Origin of the sequence: Chryseobacterium turcicum (assembly GCF_021010565.1) — a bacterium.
Lineage (GTDB): Bacteria > Bacteroidota > Bacteroidia > Flavobacteriales > Weeksellaceae > Chryseobacterium > Chryseobacterium turcicum.
The window spans coordinates 481,502-500,308 of the sequence record NZ_JAJNAY010000002.1; the positions used below are offsets into that span (position 1 = coordinate 481,502).

At 37.4% G+C, this 18,807-nt stretch carries 11 protein-coding genes, 2 tRNA genes and 3 rRNA genes; 7 read left to right on the plus strand and 9 right to left on the minus strand.

The features are described from left to right. Positions 1 to 295: 295 nt before the first annotated feature. Positions 296 to 1,801, minus strand: coding sequence for a S8 family peptidase (locus LO744_RS17025; protein ID WP_230671503.1), 1,506 nt, complete (start codon positions 1,799 to 1,801; stop codon positions 296 to 298). Between the two features lie 290 nt (positions 1,802 to 2,091). Here LO744_RS17025 and pfkA point away from each other — a divergent pair, with 290 nt between their 5' ends. Both pfkA and gap read left to right on the plus strand, forming a co-directional pair. Continuing rightward, on the plus strand, positions 2,092 to 3,078 hold the full coding sequence (gene pfkA, locus LO744_RS17030; RefSeq protein WP_230671505.1) for a 6-phosphofructokinase: 987 nt from the start codon (positions 2,092 to 2,094) through the stop codon (positions 3,076 to 3,078). A gap of 36 nt (positions 3,079 to 3,114) precedes the next feature. Then, the gene (gene gap / locus LO744_RS17035; protein ID WP_230671507.1) at positions 3,115 to 4,119 is read left to right on the plus strand and encodes a type I glyceraldehyde-3-phosphate dehydrogenase; all 1,005 of its coding nucleotides are present in this window, start codon (positions 3,115 to 3,117) and stop codon (positions 4,117 to 4,119) included. A gap of 127 nt (positions 4,120 to 4,246) precedes the next feature. On the opposite strand, the gene LO744_RS17040 is transcribed toward gap, so the two are convergent. Then, entirely contained in the window at positions 4,247 to 5,998 is a 1,752-nt protein-coding gene (locus LO744_RS17040; RefSeq protein WP_230671510.1) for a hypothetical protein, read from the minus strand. Between the two features lie 175 nt (positions 5,999 to 6,173). Further along, the gene (locus LO744_RS17045) at positions 6,174 to 7,037 is read right to left on the minus strand and encodes a glycoside hydrolase family 25 protein (RefSeq protein WP_230671512.1); all 864 of its coding nucleotides are present in this window, start codon (positions 7,035 to 7,037) and stop codon (positions 6,174 to 6,176) included. A 65-nt stretch (positions 7,038 to 7,102) separates the two neighbouring features. Here LO744_RS17045 and LO744_RS17050 point away from each other — a divergent pair, with 65 nt between their 5' ends. The 5 genes from LO744_RS17050 to deoC all read left to right on the plus strand — a co-directional run bounded on the left by LO744_RS17050 (position 7,103) and on the right by deoC (position 11,491). Then, complete coding sequence (locus tag LO744_RS17050) at positions 7,103 to 8,365, plus strand: NAD(P)/FAD-dependent oxidoreductase (protein WP_230671515.1); 1,263 nt, start codon at positions 7,103 to 7,105, stop codon at positions 8,363 to 8,365. After that, positions 8,362 to 9,036, plus strand: coding sequence for a tRNA (guanosine(37)-N1)-methyltransferase TrmD (trmD, locus tag LO744_RS17055; protein WP_230671517.1), 675 nt, complete (start codon positions 8,362 to 8,364; stop codon positions 9,034 to 9,036). The genes LO744_RS17050 and trmD overlap by 4 nt, the downstream gene beginning before the upstream one ends. 289 nt (positions 9,037 to 9,325) lie before the next feature. Then, positions 9,326 to 10,267: an endonuclease/exonuclease/phosphatase family protein gene (locus LO744_RS17060; RefSeq protein WP_230671519.1), complete on the plus strand. Its 942-nt coding sequence runs from the start codon at positions 9,326 to 9,328 to the stop codon at positions 10,265 to 10,267. A gap of 1 nt (position 10,268) precedes the next feature. Next, a complete protein-coding gene (locus LO744_RS17065) occupies positions 10,269 to 10,742 on the plus strand; it encodes an Lrp/AsnC ligand binding domain-containing protein (RefSeq protein WP_230671521.1) in 474 nt (157 codons plus the stop codon). Between the two features lie 2 nt (positions 10,743 to 10,744). After that, positions 10,745 to 11,491, plus strand: a complete 747-nt coding sequence (deoC, locus tag LO744_RS17070) for a deoxyribose-phosphate aldolase (RefSeq protein ID WP_230671523.1) — start codon at positions 10,745 to 10,747, stop codon at positions 11,489 to 11,491. A gap of 55 nt (positions 11,492 to 11,546) precedes the next feature. On the opposite strand, the gene dusB is transcribed toward deoC, so the two are convergent. The 6 genes from dusB to LO744_RS17100 form a co-directional block, all read right to left on the minus strand. Then, positions 11,547 to 12,542, minus strand: coding sequence for a tRNA dihydrouridine synthase DusB (gene dusB, locus LO744_RS17075; RefSeq protein WP_230671525.1), 996 nt, complete (start codon positions 12,540 to 12,542; stop codon positions 11,547 to 11,549). Positions 12,543 to 13,328: 786 nt separating this feature from the next. Then, positions 13,329 to 13,436, minus strand: a 5S ribosomal RNA gene (gene rrf / locus LO744_RS17080). A 146-nt stretch (positions 13,437 to 13,582) separates the two neighbouring features. Further along, positions 13,583 to 16,343: ribosomal RNA gene (locus tag LO744_RS17085) — 23S ribosomal RNA — on the minus strand. 221 nt (positions 16,344 to 16,564) lie between these two features. Continuing rightward, positions 16,565 to 16,638 (minus strand) — tRNA-Ala (locus LO744_RS17090). A gap of 86 nt (positions 16,639 to 16,724) precedes the next feature. Further along, positions 16,725 to 16,798, minus strand: a tRNA-Ile gene (locus LO744_RS17095). Positions 16,799 to 17,096: 298 nt separating this feature from the next. Continuing rightward, a 16S ribosomal RNA gene (locus LO744_RS17100) occupies positions 17,097 to 18,613 on the minus strand. The 16S, 23S and 5S rRNA genes sit together here with 2 tRNA genes alongside, the layout of an rRNA operon. Positions 18,614 to 18,807 lie beyond the last annotated feature (194 nt).

Below are 18,807 nucleotides of genomic sequence, written 5' to 3' on the forward strand. Positions count from 1 at the left end.
TAATAGCGTATAAATACGTATTTTTAATTTTAAGTATAATTACTAAATACCACATTTATTAATAAAATACATTATTAATATAAATTATAAAAACCATTTTAATAACAATAAACAATATTTAACAACAAATACAAAACCATTAATTCGATATAAACTTTAAAATCAAAACAGATTTTAAATCAAAAAAAATCGAAAACCCTACACTCCTATTAAACACAAAAAGTAGCGCTGTTTTTACATCACTACTTTTAAAATTTATTTTCTAATCTTGATTCTTAAAATATAATATCAAAACCTATTGCACAGCCTGCAAAACATTAATATTTCCGTAGCCGTAATCTGCATTTTTTGTTGGATAATAAGTTGCTGACTGTCTCATTTTATTTAAAACCTGATCTCTCGTCCATGAAGGATTTTTAGACCAAACCAAGGCCGCAATTCCTGCTGTGGAAGCTGTTGCTACAGAAGAACCGCCCACATAATCTGTTTGCGCATTGTAATAACTTAAAACCGGAATACTATTTCCTGAAGCTCTTTCCATCTGATAGGTAAAATCAATTTCACTTCCAGAATGGCAGACATCACATTTCTGATTCGAAGTATTTTCTTTCACTCCCGTTATTGCCTGTGTTTCGGGCATCCAAGCAGGGAAAATCACACCTACAAAATTTGTAAAACTCGTTGAAGTTCCTCCTGCACAGAATATCAATTTTCCTTTAGAATATGCATATTTCACACCGTCTTCAATTTTTCCGACTGAAAAAATATGCCCCATCGACATTGAAATAATTTTTACACTTGCCGTGTTTCCAAGATTGGTAAAAGCTATTTTCACGCCTTCTTGCTCATGATAACCATCCAAAACAACATTAGAAGCTGCACGATAAGAAATTAAATTAGCATTATAAGCAACACCAACGGGTTGTCCCTGATTATTTCTCGGAGCCGCCATCGCAGAAGCCATGCTCGTTCCATGCCCACATTTATCATCTGCACCATCGTAACCCGAACTCCAAGGCCAAACAGAATCTACATATACTCCATTTTTACTGATTGTTCTGCCCGAAGATGAGCCATTATTAAAACTTCCGCTCAAAAGACTTTGGTTAAAAGAAACTCCAGAATCGATTAATCCAATCGTAACGCCCGCTCCGGTGCTGTAATTCCATGCGCTTGTTATGTTATGTTTAGCAAATGACCAAGGCGCTTTTGCATTCGGAGTAACCGTTGTATAATCTGAGCTATTTAAAGCGGTAGATTCAAGACCACAACCTGAAGAACTTCCACTGGATTTGGCAGTACCTCCATTGATTTTATTTTCATTTTCAAAATAACGGTAATCTGCAGGCTCAAAATAACGGATTGATTTTAATTTCCTCAATGCTATCACAGTTTCCTGTTTTTCAATATTAACATCAATTTGATTTAAATATTCATCTGAAGAGACTAAAATTCGCTCATTTTTTCCTTCGTACTGTTTTATTATATCTAAAATTTCCTGTTGTAGAGCTTCAGAATTAGAAGATTTGCTTCTGTCGAAATCATCTTTTGAATTACCGAAACCGATAGAAGCTATTTTATTTCCCTGAACAATTCCGCTCCATAAAAAGTGAGTAGAAGCCTCGTTCCAGGAGAATCTTCCTTTCGTTTTGGTAGTTTGATTAATCTGTTCGTTGATTTGTCTTGCACTTAACGGGTCTGTCTGTACAATTTCTGTTTCAACTGCATTGGTCTGCATTTCTTCAGTGGAACAAGAGTACAACGCAAAAGTTGCGAATAGATAAAATACACATTTTTTCATAGTTAAATATTTTAAATTTGGTACGACAAGATATTAATTTCTAATGATATAGAAGGATTAAAAATTTCATTTTGAATCTAATCTACTATGCGATAAATACTGAATATTAATCCTGATTACAGATTTATTTTCAGGAATGAATTTGTAGTACAAAACAAGATTGATAATCTTACTATTTAAGCATATTAACTCTAATAAAATAGTAAAAAGTGATTCGTTAAAGTTATTCCTAAAATGCTACAGTTATCTGAACTTGTTTTTGTAATTTTGTGTTTGAAATTTTTTACTAGATGAAAGAGAGTGCTGTAAAAAAAATTGCAGTTCTTACCTCAGGAGGCGATGCTCCAGGTATGAACGCAGCATTAAGAGCGGTGGTAAGAACCGCAAATTACTATAATATCGAATGCTACGGAGTAAGAGAGGGCTACAATGGCCTTATTCACGATGATTTCCTGAAAATGGGAGCTCGTTCCGTAAAAAATATAATCAATCAGGGTGGTACAATTCTTAAATCTGCCCGTTCAGTAGAATTCAGAACCCAAGAAGGACGTCAAAAAGCTTTTGAGAACTGCCAGAAATTAGGAATTGATGGCTTAGTTTGTATTGGTGGAGACGGAACTTTTACCGGAGCAAAAATCTTTAGTGAAGAATTCGGAATCAGAGTAATTGGAGTACCAGGAACTATCGATAACGATATTTTCGGAACTGATAACACGATTGGTTACGACACTGCATTAAATACGGCGATGGATGCGATTGACAAAATCCGTGATACTGCAACTTCTCACAACAGAGTTTTCTTTGTTGAAGTAATGGGACGTGATGCAGGATTCATTGCTTTAAACAGTGGTTTAGCAACCGGAGCTTTAGATATTTTGATTCCTGAAAGAAAAGACAGCATCGAAGATTTATTCGGAAAATTCAGAAATGCAGAAAAAACAGGTAAGGCATCAAGCATCGTTGTTGTTGCGGAAGGTGAAAAACTAGCTAATGTGTATGAATTAGCCGAAAAAACAAAAGCAGAATTCCCCGATTACGACATCCGCGTAGCTGTTTTAGGGCATATGCAAAGAGGTGGTTCACCGAGTTGTGCAGACCGAGTTTTGGCAAGCAGACTTGGTTATGGTGCCGTTGTAGGATTAATGAATGGTGAAACCAATGTAATGGCAGGAATGCGTTCTAATGATTTAACATACACTCCGATTGAAGAAGCCATTAAAAAACATAATGAAATCAATAAAGACCTTTTATTAATTTCAGAAATTTTAGCAATCTAATCTATTTAATATAATTTTAAAAAAAAGTAAAACACTATGTCAACAATTAAAGTAGGTATTAACGGTTTTGGTAGAATCGGTCGTCTTGTTTTCAGAGCAATGACAGAAAGAAGCAACATCGAAGTTGTAGGAATCAACGATCTTATCAATGCAGAATACATGGCTTACATGTTAAAATACGATTCTGTACACGGAGTTTTCCCAGGAGAAGTTTCTGTAGAAGGTAACGACCTTGTGGTAAACGGAAAGAGAATCAGAGTTACTGCAGAAAGAGACCCTAACAACCTAAAGTGGAACGAAATCGGTGCAGATTACATCGTAGAATCTACTGGTTTATTTTTAGATAAAGAAAGTGCTGCTGCACACATCAACGCTGGTGCTAAGAAAGTAATCCTTTCTGCTCCTTCTAAAGATGATACTCCAATGTTTGTAATGGGTGTAAACCACACTGAGCTTACAGATGATGTAAAAATCTTCTCAAACGCTTCTTGTACTACAAACTGTTTAGCTCCTTTGGCTAAAGTAATTCACGATAACTTCGGAATCGTAGAAGGTTTAATGACAACTGTACACGCTACAACGGCTACTCAAAAAACTGTTGACGGTCCTTCAGTAAAAGACTGGAGAGGTGGTAGAGCTGCTCTAAACAACATTATCCCTTCTTCTACTGGTGCTGCAAAAGCAGTAGGAAAAGTAATTCCTTCATTGAACGGAAAATTAACAGGGATGTCTTTCAGAGTACCAACTGTTGACGTTTCTGTAGTAGATTTAACAGTAAGAATTGAAAAAGGTGCTTCTTACGAAGAGATTTGTGCAGTAATCAAAGCAGCTTCTGAAGGTGAATTGAAAGGTATTTTAGGATACACTGAAGATGCTGTAGTTTCTCAGGATTTCGTAGGAGACAAGAGAACTTCAATCTTCGATAAAGATGCAGGTATTATGCTTTCTCCAAACTTTGTAAAACTAGTTTCGTGGTATGACAACGAAATGGGTTACTCAAACAAATTGGTTGATATGTTGGTTCATTCTTCTTCTTTGTAATTGAAACATTTCAAATTGATATAAAAAAACCTTCCCGATGGAAGGTTTTTTTTGCTTATTATAGAAATGTCTAGTCCTAAAATAACGATACAAAAAAAATCGTTATGAAAGACTCATTAGAAATGCTTTATCTCAAGCTTTTTATTAATGCCCGTGCATCTTTAGTAAGGCTATAAGTAAGAGAAGCAAATACTCCTACTCTGTATTTATCTCTTGAATAAGAAGTTAAATCATCAGCTACAGGTACTTTAAGTCCTTCATATCCATCCTTTAATTCTCTTACATTTTTTAGCGATGCACCAAGCGTGAAAAATATCCTATCCTTCTTCCCCATCAATATAGTTGGTCCTATGAAAAAATTTGATATTTGTATCTTACCTCCTACAACATCCAATCCCATTCCTGCACTACCTCCAAAAGAAGTATAACCAGTTCTTCTGTAGCTCATAGTTACCATGCCTATAAGTGATGATGAAACTAATTTCTTTTCATAGGTTTTAAGCTGATTCTCTAGACCAATTTCATAACGAGAAACTTTGCCATAATATGCCGCAGCAAGACCTAAACTAAAATCCACTCGTGTTCCTCCATAAATAGCTTGCCTATAAATAAAGTTTCTTGACTTATCGTTTTTGCTAATCTTTGCCTTATCACGCAGTTCAATATTTATCTTAAACTCTACCATATCATTCTCCGGCTGAAAAGGATCTGATTTTACAGTATAATTTTCTAAATTATCTAATTGTGTTGTGACTAAAAATGCTTGTTTTATAATCTCATCCGAGTGATATTTAGCAAACCATAAATTTAATTGATCAGCCTTTTCTTTCTGAAATTTTGGATAAGAAAGCAACTTATCTATACCACTTTTTTCCATTATAAGGTCTAAATTATTCATCGTATAAAGTTTTACATATACTTCATTTAACTCCGAATAACTTTTCTTATACTCATCCATTTGTGATATACCTGATAACAATTCTTTTGAATTTGATATTATTTCTTTTCGATAAAATTCTTTATATCTTAAAGTATCTAAATCTGGTATTTCTGCAATTGCACTTACCTTTTTTGTTATACGTAACAATAAAAAAACAGACCTACAATCATCTATAAATTTTTTATATTTTTCATTAAAATCATTTGACAAAACTTGATATTCTTTAGTTTTCTCATTAATTAAAATCTTATTTTCTTTTATCTTTTCAGAGTTTTCAATAATTCTTTGTGTGATTTTATTATAGGTATTTTGTAAATTCATCAATACTTTAAGTGAATCGGGGTAATACTTTATATACATAGCCTTTTTCTCTAGTATTGCATCTTTAAATGTATTAGCATCTTTATCTTTCGTAGACACTTCAACTTTCAAAACATTTAATATTTCCGCATTCTCAGCTTTAAGTTTTAAGTTTTCATCGTTTAATATTTGATTTTGATTAATAGCTGATATAGCTTCACTATTTTTTTTCTTCTCAGAAGGGTCACCTTTTAAGTCATTATTAGTAATGACTTCCGTTTGTTTTGATAAATTTTTATTAGCTTCTACCTGTTCTAGCGAAAGCTTTTCTTCACCTTTTTGCAATTCTTTTTGAGTGAGATAATTTATTAACTCCTTATCAAATTTAGATTCACCAACAATAGAATCTTTAGAAGTAATAGTTATCTTATATGCAAAAGGGTTTATATTTTTAATTATAAAGATTACTGGAGTATGAACTTTTATTTTATGGATATCTTTAGAATAATCCCCAAGCTTAAAATCATAAATGATATGTTGAGTCGAGTCAATATACTTTCGTGAATTTGCAGAATCTTTTTGCGCAAACGCCATCCCCACCCATCCGAGCAGAAACAGCAATAAAATTTTTGTTCTCATGATTACTTTTGTTTTTATGGTTAGTTTTATAGAAAGTTGAAATCACAACTGTCAAAGTATTGACGGCCGAGTTTTCAGGTATTAGTTTATACAAATATCTATATTTTTTTAACACAAAAGTATTTTATTAGAATAAATTTTAAGAAATATTTAACATACTCTCCGTAACACTGAATTAATCCAACGTCTTGCTTTTCAACGACCAAACACCACCGTTGTAAATATTGAGGTCAATTTTAGAATTAATTCCGTGTACGATTCCGTTTTCTGTAAATTGCCAGAAATCCCATTGGTCTTCGGGCGAAGGTTGGGGAACATCATTGTAATTGGCAAGCCAAATTGGGTAACCATCAAATTCGCCTCTCAGAAAATCTTTGTAGTAATGATAATAGGTATAAATGATGGGTTTTTCACCATAGGTTTCTTCTACAATTTTACACCAGATTTTTAAATCCTCAATTAGCTTTTCTTTTGACTTACTTTTTGGAATCTTTTCGATATCTAAAACCGGAGGCAAATCACCACTTTCCAATTTTACATTATTTAGAAAATTATTAGCCTGAATAACCGGATCTTCATCTGCTCTGTAAAAATGATAGGCTCCACGGATGAGATTGTACTCTTTAGCAGAAGCCCAAAATTCATCAAAATTTTTATCAGCATTTCGATTTCCCATCGTGGCTCTCATCACGACAAATTCCAACGGAATTGTCTTATTTCCTATCGTCAAACTATCCCATTTTATATCTTCTTTATTTTGATAATGAGAAATGTCAAAACCATAGGTTTTATCAAGATTATTAGATATGATTTTCTGAATTCTTAAAGTTTCAGATTCGGTATTTTTGAGCTTCTTATGAGTGAATTTATTAAAATACAAAGCATAATAGTAACTGATTGATTGCTTTAGATATAAACCTGTTCCGATAAGTGCAATCATCAATATAGCCAATACAATGATGCGGCGCAAAAAATATTTCTTCCGTCTCGTTTTATGGATGCTTTTGGCAGTTTTTTTGGTGTACTTTTTATGGCTCATAAAGTTTAGCAAAACTAACTTTTTAAGCCATAAAATACTAAATAAAATAAGTAAATTTGTGTATTATGGAAACACGCGAAAAGATCATCATTATTGGAGGAGGTTTTGCGGGATTGCAGCTTGCAAAAACGCTGAATAATAAAAATAAAAAGGTAATAGTTCTCGATAGAGTAAATCACCACATGTTTCAGCCGCTCTTCTATCAGGTGGCATGCGGACGAATAGAGCCTTCCAATATTTCTTTTCCTTTCAGAAAAATCTTTCAGCAATCCAGAAATACTCAGTTCCGTTTAACCGATGTAAAATCTATTGATACAGCCAACAATAAGGTGATTACAGACGAAACAGAATTCACTTACGACAAATTAATTATCGCAACCGGATGTAAAACCAATTTTTTTGGCAATAAAGATCTCGAAAGTAAAGCTTTCGGAATGAAAAACACTCAGGAAGCCATCAGTATAAGAAATCATGTTTTATTGACTTTCGAAAAACTAATTCTTGAAAAAAGCCGAAGCGATGATGGAAACTGGAATATTGTTATCGTAGGAAGTGGCCCAACCGGAGTAGAATTGGCAGGAGCATTTTCAGAAATGAAAAAAGAAATTCTTCCGCGCGATTATCCTTACATGAATTTTGATCAGCTTCAAATTATTCTCGTAAGCTCTACCGAAAAACCTTTGGCAGTAATGAGCCCCGAAGCTCAGGAAAAATCTGAAAAATATTTAAAAGAATTAGGTGTAAAGTTTCTCAGTGGTGAAGTCGTAACAGATTATGACGGGAATAAAGTGTACATGAAAAGTGGCAAAGAAATCCCATCAAACAATGTAATCTGGGCGGCTGGAGTTACAGGGAATGTTATTGATGGTTTTCCTGCTGAAAATTTAGTCAGAAATAGATATATCGTAGACCGTTTCAACAAAGTAAAAGGTTATGAAAACATCTATGCAGTCGGCGATATTGCCTACATGGAAACGCCCAAATATCCTCAAGGTCATCCTCAGGTAGCGAATGTCGCGATCAATCAGGCAAAAAATTTAGGTAAAAACTTTTTGAGGCCTCATAAAAGTGATTGGGTAGAATATGAGTATAAGGATCAGGGTTCTTTAGCCACTATCGGGAAACACAGAGCCGTTGTAGATTTACCATTTATAAAATTTCAGGGATTTTTAGCCTGGTATTTTTGGATGTTCTTACATTTAATGCTTATTTTGAGCGTCCGAAATAAACTGGCGATATTTTTTAACTGGATGTGGAGCTATTTTAATAAAGATTCATCCTTACGCCTGATTATTTCGCCATCCAAAAAAAATAATACGCAGCAATGAGAATTGACATTATAAGCGTACTTCCAGAATTAATGGTAAGTCCGTTTCAAACTTCTATTTTGAAAAGAGCAATTGATAAAGGTATTGTAGAAGTACATTTTCATCAGTTAAGAGATTGGTCGGTTAACAAACATCGTCAGATTGATGACGAACCTTACGGCGGAGGTGCTGGAATGGTCATGATGATTGAGCCTATAGATAAATGCATTTCTGAACTTAAATCTCAGAGAGATTACGATGAAATCATTTATTTAACACCTGATGGAGAAACTTTAAACCAAAAAATTGCCAACACCCTTTCTATTAAAAATAATTTAATCTTTTTGTGTGGGCACTACAAAGGAATTGACCAGCGTGTAAGAGATTTACATATTACCAAAGAAATTTCTATTGGAGATTTTGTTTTAACTGGCGGTGAACTGGCAGCCTGCGTTTTGGCAGACTCTATTATTCGTCTTGTACCTGGAGTTTTAAATGACGAGCAAAGTGCTTTAACAGACAGTTTTCAAGATGACTTGCTTTCTCCACCCATTTACACAAGACCAGAATCTTACAAAGGTTTGGATGTCCCAAAAATACTTCTAAGTGGAAATTTCGCTAAAATAGAAGAATGGAGGCACGAGCAGGCAATAAAAATAACTACCGAAAAACGTCCCGATCTTTTAGAATAAGCTTAAAAAAACTATGCAATAGATAGTTTTGATGTAAATTTCACATTATTTATTGTCTTTCTTTAAATTTCCTTACAAAATATTTCACATACAAATGGATTGCTTTTAATTGAACAATACCTATTTTTTTTTGAAATTTATATTGTAAATTTGGGAAATATTTATCATTGTAATTAAAAATTGAGATTTTATAAATCAATTTGATGTAAGCATTTTTTAAGACTTAAAATTTTGCTATATTTAATGGTAAATTCGATTTGAATTTTATTAGAATTAGAAAAATATGTCGATGGAGCTTTTTGCTTTTTACAATGTTGAAAATTTATTTTTGCCCGATCCGCCGCAGATTCATAAACTCGACCCCACAAAATCAGGATTACGAAACTGGGATGATAGAAAGTACAGAACTAAGCTCTCAAAAATTGCACATGTTTTTCGTTTAATGAAAGAAGAAAACGGAATTTTGCCTGCCCTTATCGGCTTATGTGAAATTTCCGGAAAACAAGTATTAGAAGATCTGATACAGCTTGACCCTTTCAGCTCACAATACGGAATTGTACACTACAATTCTCTCGATGAGCGAAAAGTAGATGTTGCTCTGCTATATGATAAATCTAAAGTAGAAATTATAGATTCTGAAGCAATCACTTTCTTTTTTGAAATTGTAGACAACAAACCCGATAATTATGATACAACAAGGGATGTACTCTTTGCCAAAGTAAAGTTTAAAGAAGAAATAATGAATGTTTTTGTCGCTCACCTTCCTTCGAAGAGAGAAAAAGACATTAATCAACCCAAAAGAAACTTTATAATGGATGAAATTCGTGGCAGAATTTTAAATATTATTAACGAAGATAAGGAACATGTCATTGTATGTGGAGATTTTAATCAAAACCCGGATGATGAAAATTTAATAAAAATTCTTTACGACAATACACAAAAAAAGGTCTTACATAATCCTTTTCAAAAGTTGTTTTCAAATAAAAAATATTCTACTTTTCATTACAAATCCGGATTATTGTTTGACCAGATTATGCTGTCTGATTCTTTTTTTAAAGCTGATGCTGCATTATCTTTTCAGGATGCAAAAATTTTTAATCCTGAAAGTATGAGTACCCAAAATAAAGGTTTTGAAGGCAGACCCTTCAGAACGTATGCAGGAACAAGGTATCTCGGTGGATTTAGTGACCACTTTCCGGTATTAGTAACTTTTAAAAGTAAAACATATTGAGATGAAAAATACAGACGACGGTACAAGCTATCAATTGGATGCGCTAGACAAAGAAATTATTTATTTGTTGATGGACAATTCTAAAAGTTCTTTAGCATATATATCTAAACAAGTAGGGATATCTACCACCGCTGTGCATCAGAGAATCAAAAAACTCGAGGTGGCAGGGGTTATAGAGAATTCTATATCATTTTTAAACCCTAGAAAAATAGGGTATAAAGTAGTATCATACATTGGTATGTTTCTTGATCAGCCCAGTCATTATCCTGAAGTTGTAAAAGCTTTAAAAGAAGTAAATGAAGTGGTAGAAGCACATTATACTACAGGAAATTATACTATTTTTCTAAAAGTTTTATGTAAAGATAATGACCATTTAATGCAGATATTAAGTAAACTTCAAAAGCTGAAAGGGGTGACAAGAACGGAAACTTTCATATCTTTGGAACAAGGTATTTACAGACAACTGAAAGTATAATCATGATAAACATTGCTCAATATTTAGATTCAACCTATTTAAAAACGCCACAACAGTCAGGAATTTCTGAACAAGAAACCCTACAAAAGGTGAAAGACTTAACTCAGGAGGCTATAGATTATCATATTTTTTCTGTGATGATTCGCCCTGACTATGTCGCAGAAATTAAACGTTTTTTAAACGAAAAAAATTCTAAGGTGGTTGTTGGGACCGTTATTGGTTTCCATGAAGGAACTTACTCTATTGACGAAAAATTAGCTGAGGCAACCCAAGCAATTAATGACGGAGCAGACGAATTAGATTTTGTAATAAACTACGAAGCGTATCTTAAGGGGGATTTAGAACTCGTAAAAGATGAATTTGTAAGATGCACGCAACTATGCATTCAGCATCAAAAAATTGCTAAATGGATTATTGAGATAGCGGCTTTAACGGATGAGCAAATTGCAGACATTACTAAAAATATCTCAACGTGGGCTGAAGAAAATTTTGATGAAAAATATTTAAAAAATATTTTCGTTAAATCTTCAACAGGTTTCTTTCAAACACAAAACGGAAAACCAAACGGAGCAACCTTCGAAGGCATTAAAATAATGCTTGATAACGCAGGTAAACTTCCTGTAAAAGCCGCAGGTGGGGTAAGAACACCGGAAGATGCAGAAAAGATGATTAAAATAGGCGTAAAAAGGATTGGAACTTCTTCTGCACTCGCGCTTATAAAAAATGATTCTTCATCAGAAGGTTATTAATTAAAAACGAAACTTAAAAATAATAAAACCCATCAAAATTTGATGGGTTTAGTTTTTATACCTGAGCTTGATATTCTGCATAAAACTCTTTAGTTTCATTAATCACAGCATCCATTTCCTCCAAAGTAAATACTTCTAAGAATTTTCTTCTGAAATCTTTAAAATGTGGAACTCCACGGAAATAATTACTATAATGTTGTCTCATTTCTATTAATCCCAGCTTTTCGCCCTTCCATTCAGCACTCCATTCAGCATGTTGACGCACTGCCAATAATCTGTCTGATACCGTTGGAGCAGCTAGATTTTCACCTGTTTTAAAGAAATGCTTTATTTCATTAAAAATCCATGGATAACCAATCGCAGCACGACCAATCATAATACCGTCGCAGGCATATTTATTTTTATACTCTAGCGCTTTCTCGGGCGAATCAATATCACCATTACCAAAAATAGGAATTTCTATATTAGGATTTTGCTTAATTCTAGAAATATGTTCCCAATCAGCTTCCCCTTTATACATTTGTCCACGCGTTCTTGCGTGAATTGTTAAAGCTTTAATGCCCGTTTCCTGAAGACGTTCAGCAACTTCATCAATGTTGATTGAATTACTATCCCACCCCAAACGTGTTTTAACAGTTACAGGAAGGCTTGTAGAGCTTACTACAGCCTTAGTTAAACGAACCATCATATCAACATCCTTCAAAACACCGGCACCGGCACCTTTGCAAACTACCTTTTTCACAGGACATCCAAAATTGATATCTACCAAATCAGGATTTACAGTCTCCACAATTCTTGCAGACATCGCCATAGCCTCTTCATCACCACCAAAAATCTGAATTCCTACAGGTCTTTCATAATCGAAAATATCCAGTTTTTTTCTGCTTTTAATAGCATCACGAATTAATCCTTCAGAAGAAATAAACTCCGAATACATCAAATCAGCGCCATGCAATTTACACAAACGTCTGTATGGAGGGTCACTCACATCTTCCATCGGAGCCAACAAAAGCGGAAATTCCGGCAGTTCTATATTGCCTATTTTTATCATGGTGCAAATTTACGAATTTCTAAACTCTAAACAATTTAATAATATCTATTATCTTGATACTTAAATATCTTAGTATACAAAATCAAGATTCTTGCATCATAAATAGACTTCTCAGGAGCTATTTCCGGCTCTCCGCTGTATCTTTTTCATGACACCCACCGCTTTTCCCTTTCGTCAAGAAAAAGGATGTCGCTGCTATCCGGGCTAGGAAACCCAGCATAAAACATTTTATTTGATTAATAGAATATTTTATTCAAGATATAAATATGCCTATGATGAATTTGTTGAGAAAATAATGAATAAATAAATAGAATGTGAATAATGGTTTCGCTCCTCCGGAGCTCTGAGGCATTTGGTTGCTATTATCTGCTACAAAGGTTACGCTCCTCCGGAGCTTTAAGAGATTGGGATAGAATAAATTCCCTGCTTCTGCTATCCGGGATAGGAAACCAAGCATAAAATAAAGATTCAGATTAATAGAATATATTATTCAAGATATAAATATGCCTATGATGAGTTTATTGAGAAAATCTAATGTGGATAATAGTGTCGCTCCTCTGGAGCTCTGAGGCATTTGGTTACTATTATCTTCTACAAAGGTGTCGCTCCTCCGGAGCTATAACGCATTCGGTTGTTATTATCTGCTACAAAGGTTACGCTCCGAAGGAGCGCCCTATTCCCTATTCCCTATTCCCTATTCCCTATTACCTATTACCTATTACCTTCGCTTTAAGTTTAAAGCAAAAAAAAAGTCTCATACAAATTCATGTATGAGACTTTTAAAAAAACTGGCGGCGACCTACTCTCCCGCTTTCGCAGTACCATCGGCGCTGGTGGGCTTAACTTCTGTGTTCGGAATGGGAACAGGTGAGCCCCACCGCTAAAACCACCCTAAAGGTTGTATATAAGAGGTTAGAGATTAGTAGTTAGAGATTAGTAAAAACTAACTTCTAATATCTAGTTTCTAACTTCTGGTTTTATCGATAAGAATATTCACAAAGAGAGAACCTTTAATTGCGCAATTAAGCAGTTGCCAATTAGGCTATAAATCTACGGGTAATTAGTACTACTCGGCTATGCTGTTACCAACTTTACACCTATAGCCTATCAACGTGGTCATCTCCCACGACCCTTAAAAGATGTCTCATCTTGAGGCGAGTTTCGCACTTATATGCTTTCAGTGCTTATCTCTTCCAAACGTAGCTACTCAGCGGTGCTCCTGGCGGAACAACTGATACACCAGAGGTTTGTTCAATTCGGTCCTCTCGTACTAGAATCAAGCCCTCTCAAACATCTAACGCCCGCAATAGATAGAGACCGAACTGTCTCACGACGTTCTGAACCCAGCTCGCGTGCCACTTTAATGGGCGAACAGCCCAACCCTTGGGACCTTCTCCAGCCCCAGGATGTGACGAGCCGACATCGAGGTGCCGAACCTCCCCGTCGATGTGAGCTCTTGGGGGAGACTAGCCTGTTATCCCCGGAGTACCTTTTATCCTATGAGCGATGGCCCTTCCATACGGAACCACCGGATCACTATGTCCTGCTTTCGCACCTGATCGACTTGTAGGTCTCACAGTCAAGCACCCTTATGCCATTACACTCTACGCACGGTTACCAAGCGTGCTGAGGGTACCTTTGAAAGCCTCCGTTACTCTTTTGGAGGCGACCACCCCAGTCAAACTACCCACCACGCAGTGTCCTTCTAAAAGAAGTTAGGCTCCAAGTAAGTAAAGGGTGGTATTTCAACGTTGACTCCACAAACACTAGCGTGCCTGCTTCAAAGTCTCCCACCTATCCTACACATTACTTACTCAAAGTCAATACGAAGTTATAGTAAAGGTTCACAGGGTCTTTTCGTCCCATTGCGGGTACTCGGCATCTTCACCGAGACTACAATTTCACAGAGCTCATGGTTGAGACAGTGCCCAGATCGTTACACCATTCGTGCAGGTCGGAACTTACCCGACAAGGAATTTCGCTACCTTAGGACCGTTATAGTTACGGCCGCCGTTTACTGGGGCTTCAGTTAAACGCTTCGCATTGCTGCTAACGCCCTTCCTTAACCTTCCAGCACCGGGCAGGTGTCAGACCCTATACTGCATCTTTCGATTTTGCAGAGTCCTGTGTTTTTGATAAACAGTCGCCTGGGCCTTTTTACTGCGGCCACCATTGCTGATGGCGTCTCTTCTCCCGAAGTTACGAGACTATTTTGCCTAGTTCCTTAACCATGATTCACTCTAGCACCTTAGGATTCTCTCCTCGACTACCTGTGTCGGTTTATGGTACGGGTTGCTTCACTTCGGCTTTTCTTGGAAGCACTTTCCCTACAACAACTTCGCCCGAAGGCTAGGTCTTGACTATTCCGTCAGTCTCCAGTAAGTACGGCACTCCGTCCCCTTTTTAGTGTGAGCAAGTATGGGAATATTAACCCATTGTCCATCCACTACCCCTTTCGGGTTCGCGTTAGGTCCCGACTAACCCTCAGCTGATTAGCATGGCTGAGGAAACCTTAGTCTTTCGGTGAGCGGGTTTCTCGCCCGCTTTATCGTTACTTATGCCTACATTTTCTTTTCTGTCCGCTCCACCAAGCCTCACGACTCAGCTTCTGTGCAAACAGAATGCTCCCCTACCAGATACAACTCAAGGTTGTAAATCCATAGCTTCGGTACTCTATTTATGCCCGATTATTATCCATGCCGGACCGCTCGACTAGTGAGCTGTTACGCACTCTTTAAATGAATGGCTGCTTCCAAGCCAACATCCTAGCTGTCAATGCAGTCCAACCGCGTTGCTTCAACTTAATAGAGATTTGGGGACCTTAGCTGTTGGTCTGGGTTCTTTCCCTCTCGGACACGGACCTTAGCACCCGCGCCCTCACTGCCGTGGAACATTTATTAGCATTCGGAGTTTGTCAGGAATTGGTAGGATTTGACTCCCCCGCATCCAATCAGTAGCTCTACCTCTAATAAACTTATACACGACGCTGCACCTAAATGCATTTCGGGGAGTACGAGCTATCTCCCAGTTTGATTGGCCTTTCACCCCTACCCACAGGTCATCCGAAGACTTTTCAACGTCAACCGGTTCGGTCCTCCACTTTGTGTTACCAAAGCTTCAACCTGCCCATGGGTAGATCACAAGGTTTCGCGTCTAATACTACTAACTAAGCGCCCTATTCAGACTCGCTTTCGCTCCGGCTCCGGACCTGAAGTCCTTAACCTCGCTAGTAACATTAACTCGTAGGCTCATTATGCAAAAGGCACGCCGTCACCCAACTTGTGGGCTCCGACCGCTTGTAGGCGTACGGTTTCAGGTTCTATTTCACCCTTCTATTCGAAGTGCTTTTCACCTTTCCTTCACAGTACTTGTTCACTATCGGTCTTTCAGGAGTATTTAGCCTTGGAGGATGGTCCCCCCATATTCAAACAGGATTTCACGTGTCCCGCCCTACTCATTTATCACTTAAATATGCCTTTCATATACGGGGCTATCACCCTCTATGGCTGTTCTTTCCAGAACATTCTATTAAACATATAAAAGCTTTTGGGCTAATCCGCGTTCGCTCGCCACTACTTACGGAATCTCTTCGATTTCTTTTCCTCAGGGTACTTAGATGTTTCAGTTCTCCTGGTTTGCTCTCCTTGCGGAGTGACTGGTCTTCAACCAGACGGGTTGCCCCATTCGGACATCTGCGGATCAATTCGTGTGTGCCAATCCCCGCAGCTTTTCGCAGCTTACCACGTCCTTCGTCGCCTCTGAAAGCCTAGGCATCCGCCATACGCCCTTAACGATTTCTTTCCTAATTATTAATTAGTTCAGTATTTTTGCTTTAGCATTGCTGCTAAAATATTTTTGTAAACTCAAACGCTTAATTGCGCTCGGTTTTCTCTTTGTGATATTTTTACCGTTAATGTCAATGATCTTTATGCTATTTCTGATCTAATTCGCAAAATATTGTTTTTGGCTCTATTTGCTTCTTAAAATTAAACCATAAATCATGTTATATTACTATAACAATGTGGAGAATAAGGGAGTCGAACCCTTGACCTCCTGCGTGCAAGGCAGGCGCTCTAGCCAGCTGAGCTAATTCCCCGCTAGTTTAGATGTTAGTAGTTAGAAGTTAGAGATTAGTAAAAAACTAACTTCTAATTTCTAGATTCTAACCTCTATTTAAATTAGTAGTCTCGGGCAGGCTCGAACTGCCGACCTCTACATTATCAGTGTAGCGCTCTAACCAGCTGAGCTACGAGACTTTGTTATGAGTAATGGGTGATGAGTAATAAGTAATATTTGCATATCTCTTTTTTCTCTTCTTCATACTCAATCTCTCTTCCCTAATACTAATTTCTAGTGGGTTTTGTATTTCTTATATATATTATAAGTAATAAATAATTGGTAATGAGTAATTAATACAAGCTGTTACACTTGGCTCTTTTTACTTTAACCTTTTTACTTATACTTATATATCAACCAAATAAAAACTAAAGCTTCTCTTTAAGTAAGTGCATGGACACATTGTGTCCTTATTTTTTATCGTCCGAAGACGCTCTAAAATGAGATGTTCCAGCCGCACCTTCCGGTACGGCTACCTTGTTACGACTTAGCCCTAGTTACTTGTTTTACCCTAGGCAGCTCCTGTTACGGTCACCGACTTCAGGTACCCCAAACTTCCATGGCTTGACGGGCGGTGTGTACAAGGCCCGGGAACGTATTCACCGCATCATGGCTGATATGCGATTACTAGCGATTCCAGCTTCATAGAGTCGAGTTGCAGACTCCAATCCGAACTGAGACCAGCTTTCGAGATTCGCATCCAGTCGCCTGGTAGCTGCCCTCTGTACTGGCCATTGTATTACGTGTGTGGCCCAAGGCGTAAGGGCCGTGATGATTTGACGTCATCCCCACCTTCCTCTCTACTTGCGTAGGCAGTCTCACTAGAGTCCCCAACTTAATGATGGCAACTAGTGACAGGGGTTGCGCTCGTTGCAGGACTTAACCTAACACCTCACGGCACGAGCTGACGACAACCATGCAGCACCTTGAAAAATGTCTTGCGAAAAGTCTATTTCTAAACCGGTCATTTCCCATTTAAGCCTTGGTAAGGTTCCTCGCGTATCATCGAATTAAACCACATAATCCACCGCTTGTGCGGGCCCCCGTCAATTCCTTTGAGTTTCATTCTTGCGAACGTACTCCCCAGGTGGCTAACTTATCACTTTCGCTTAGTCTCTGAATCCGAAGACCCAAAAACGAGTTAGCATCGTTTACGGCGTGGACTACCAGGGTATCTAATCCTGTTCGCTCCCCACGCTTTCGTCCATCAGCGTCAGTTAAAACATAGTGACCTGCCTTCGCAATTGGTGTTCTAAGTAATATCTATGCATTTCACCGCTACACTACTTATTCCAGCCACTTCTACTTTACTCAAGACCTGCAGTATCAATGGCAGTTTCATAGTTAAGCTATGAGATTTCACCACTGACTTACAGATCCGCCTACGGACCCTTTAAACCCAATAAATCCGGATAACGCTTGCACCCTCCGTATTACCGCGGCTGCTGGCACGGAGTTAGCCGGTGCTTATTCGTATAGTACCTTCAGCTTTCCACACGTGGAAAGGTTTATCCCTATACAAAAGAAGTTTACAACCCATAGGGCCGTCGTCCTTCACGCGGGATGGCTGGATCAGGCTCTCACCCATTGTCCAATATTCCTCACTGCTGCCTCCCGTAGGAGTCTGGTCCGTGTCTCAGTACCAGTGTGGGGGATCACCCTCTCAGGCCCCCTAAAGATCACTGACTTGGTAGGCCGTTACCCTACCAACTATCTAATCTTGCGCGTGCCCATCTCTATCCACCGGAGTTTTCAATAATAATTGATGCCAATCATTATATTATGGGGTATTAATCTTCCTTTCGAAAGGCTATCCCCCTGATAAAGGTAGGTTGCACACGTGTTCCGCACCCGTACGCCGCTCTCTCTGTCCCGAAAGACAAATACCGCTCGGCTTGCATGTGTTAGGCCTCCCGCTAGCGTTCATCCTGAGCCAGGATCAAACTCTCCATTGTATGTTTGTCTGACTCACTCAAAGTTAATTGACGCTTTAGTTTTTCCTTACTTGGTTGTATATTATTTTTCAATGATCTCTTCTCTCTCGCTTTTTACGATACCTACATTTTCTGTCGTTTTCAGTATCGATTTGCGTGTGCAAAAGTAAAAAATTATTACTAATTGACCAAATGTTTTTTGAAGAAATTTTAAA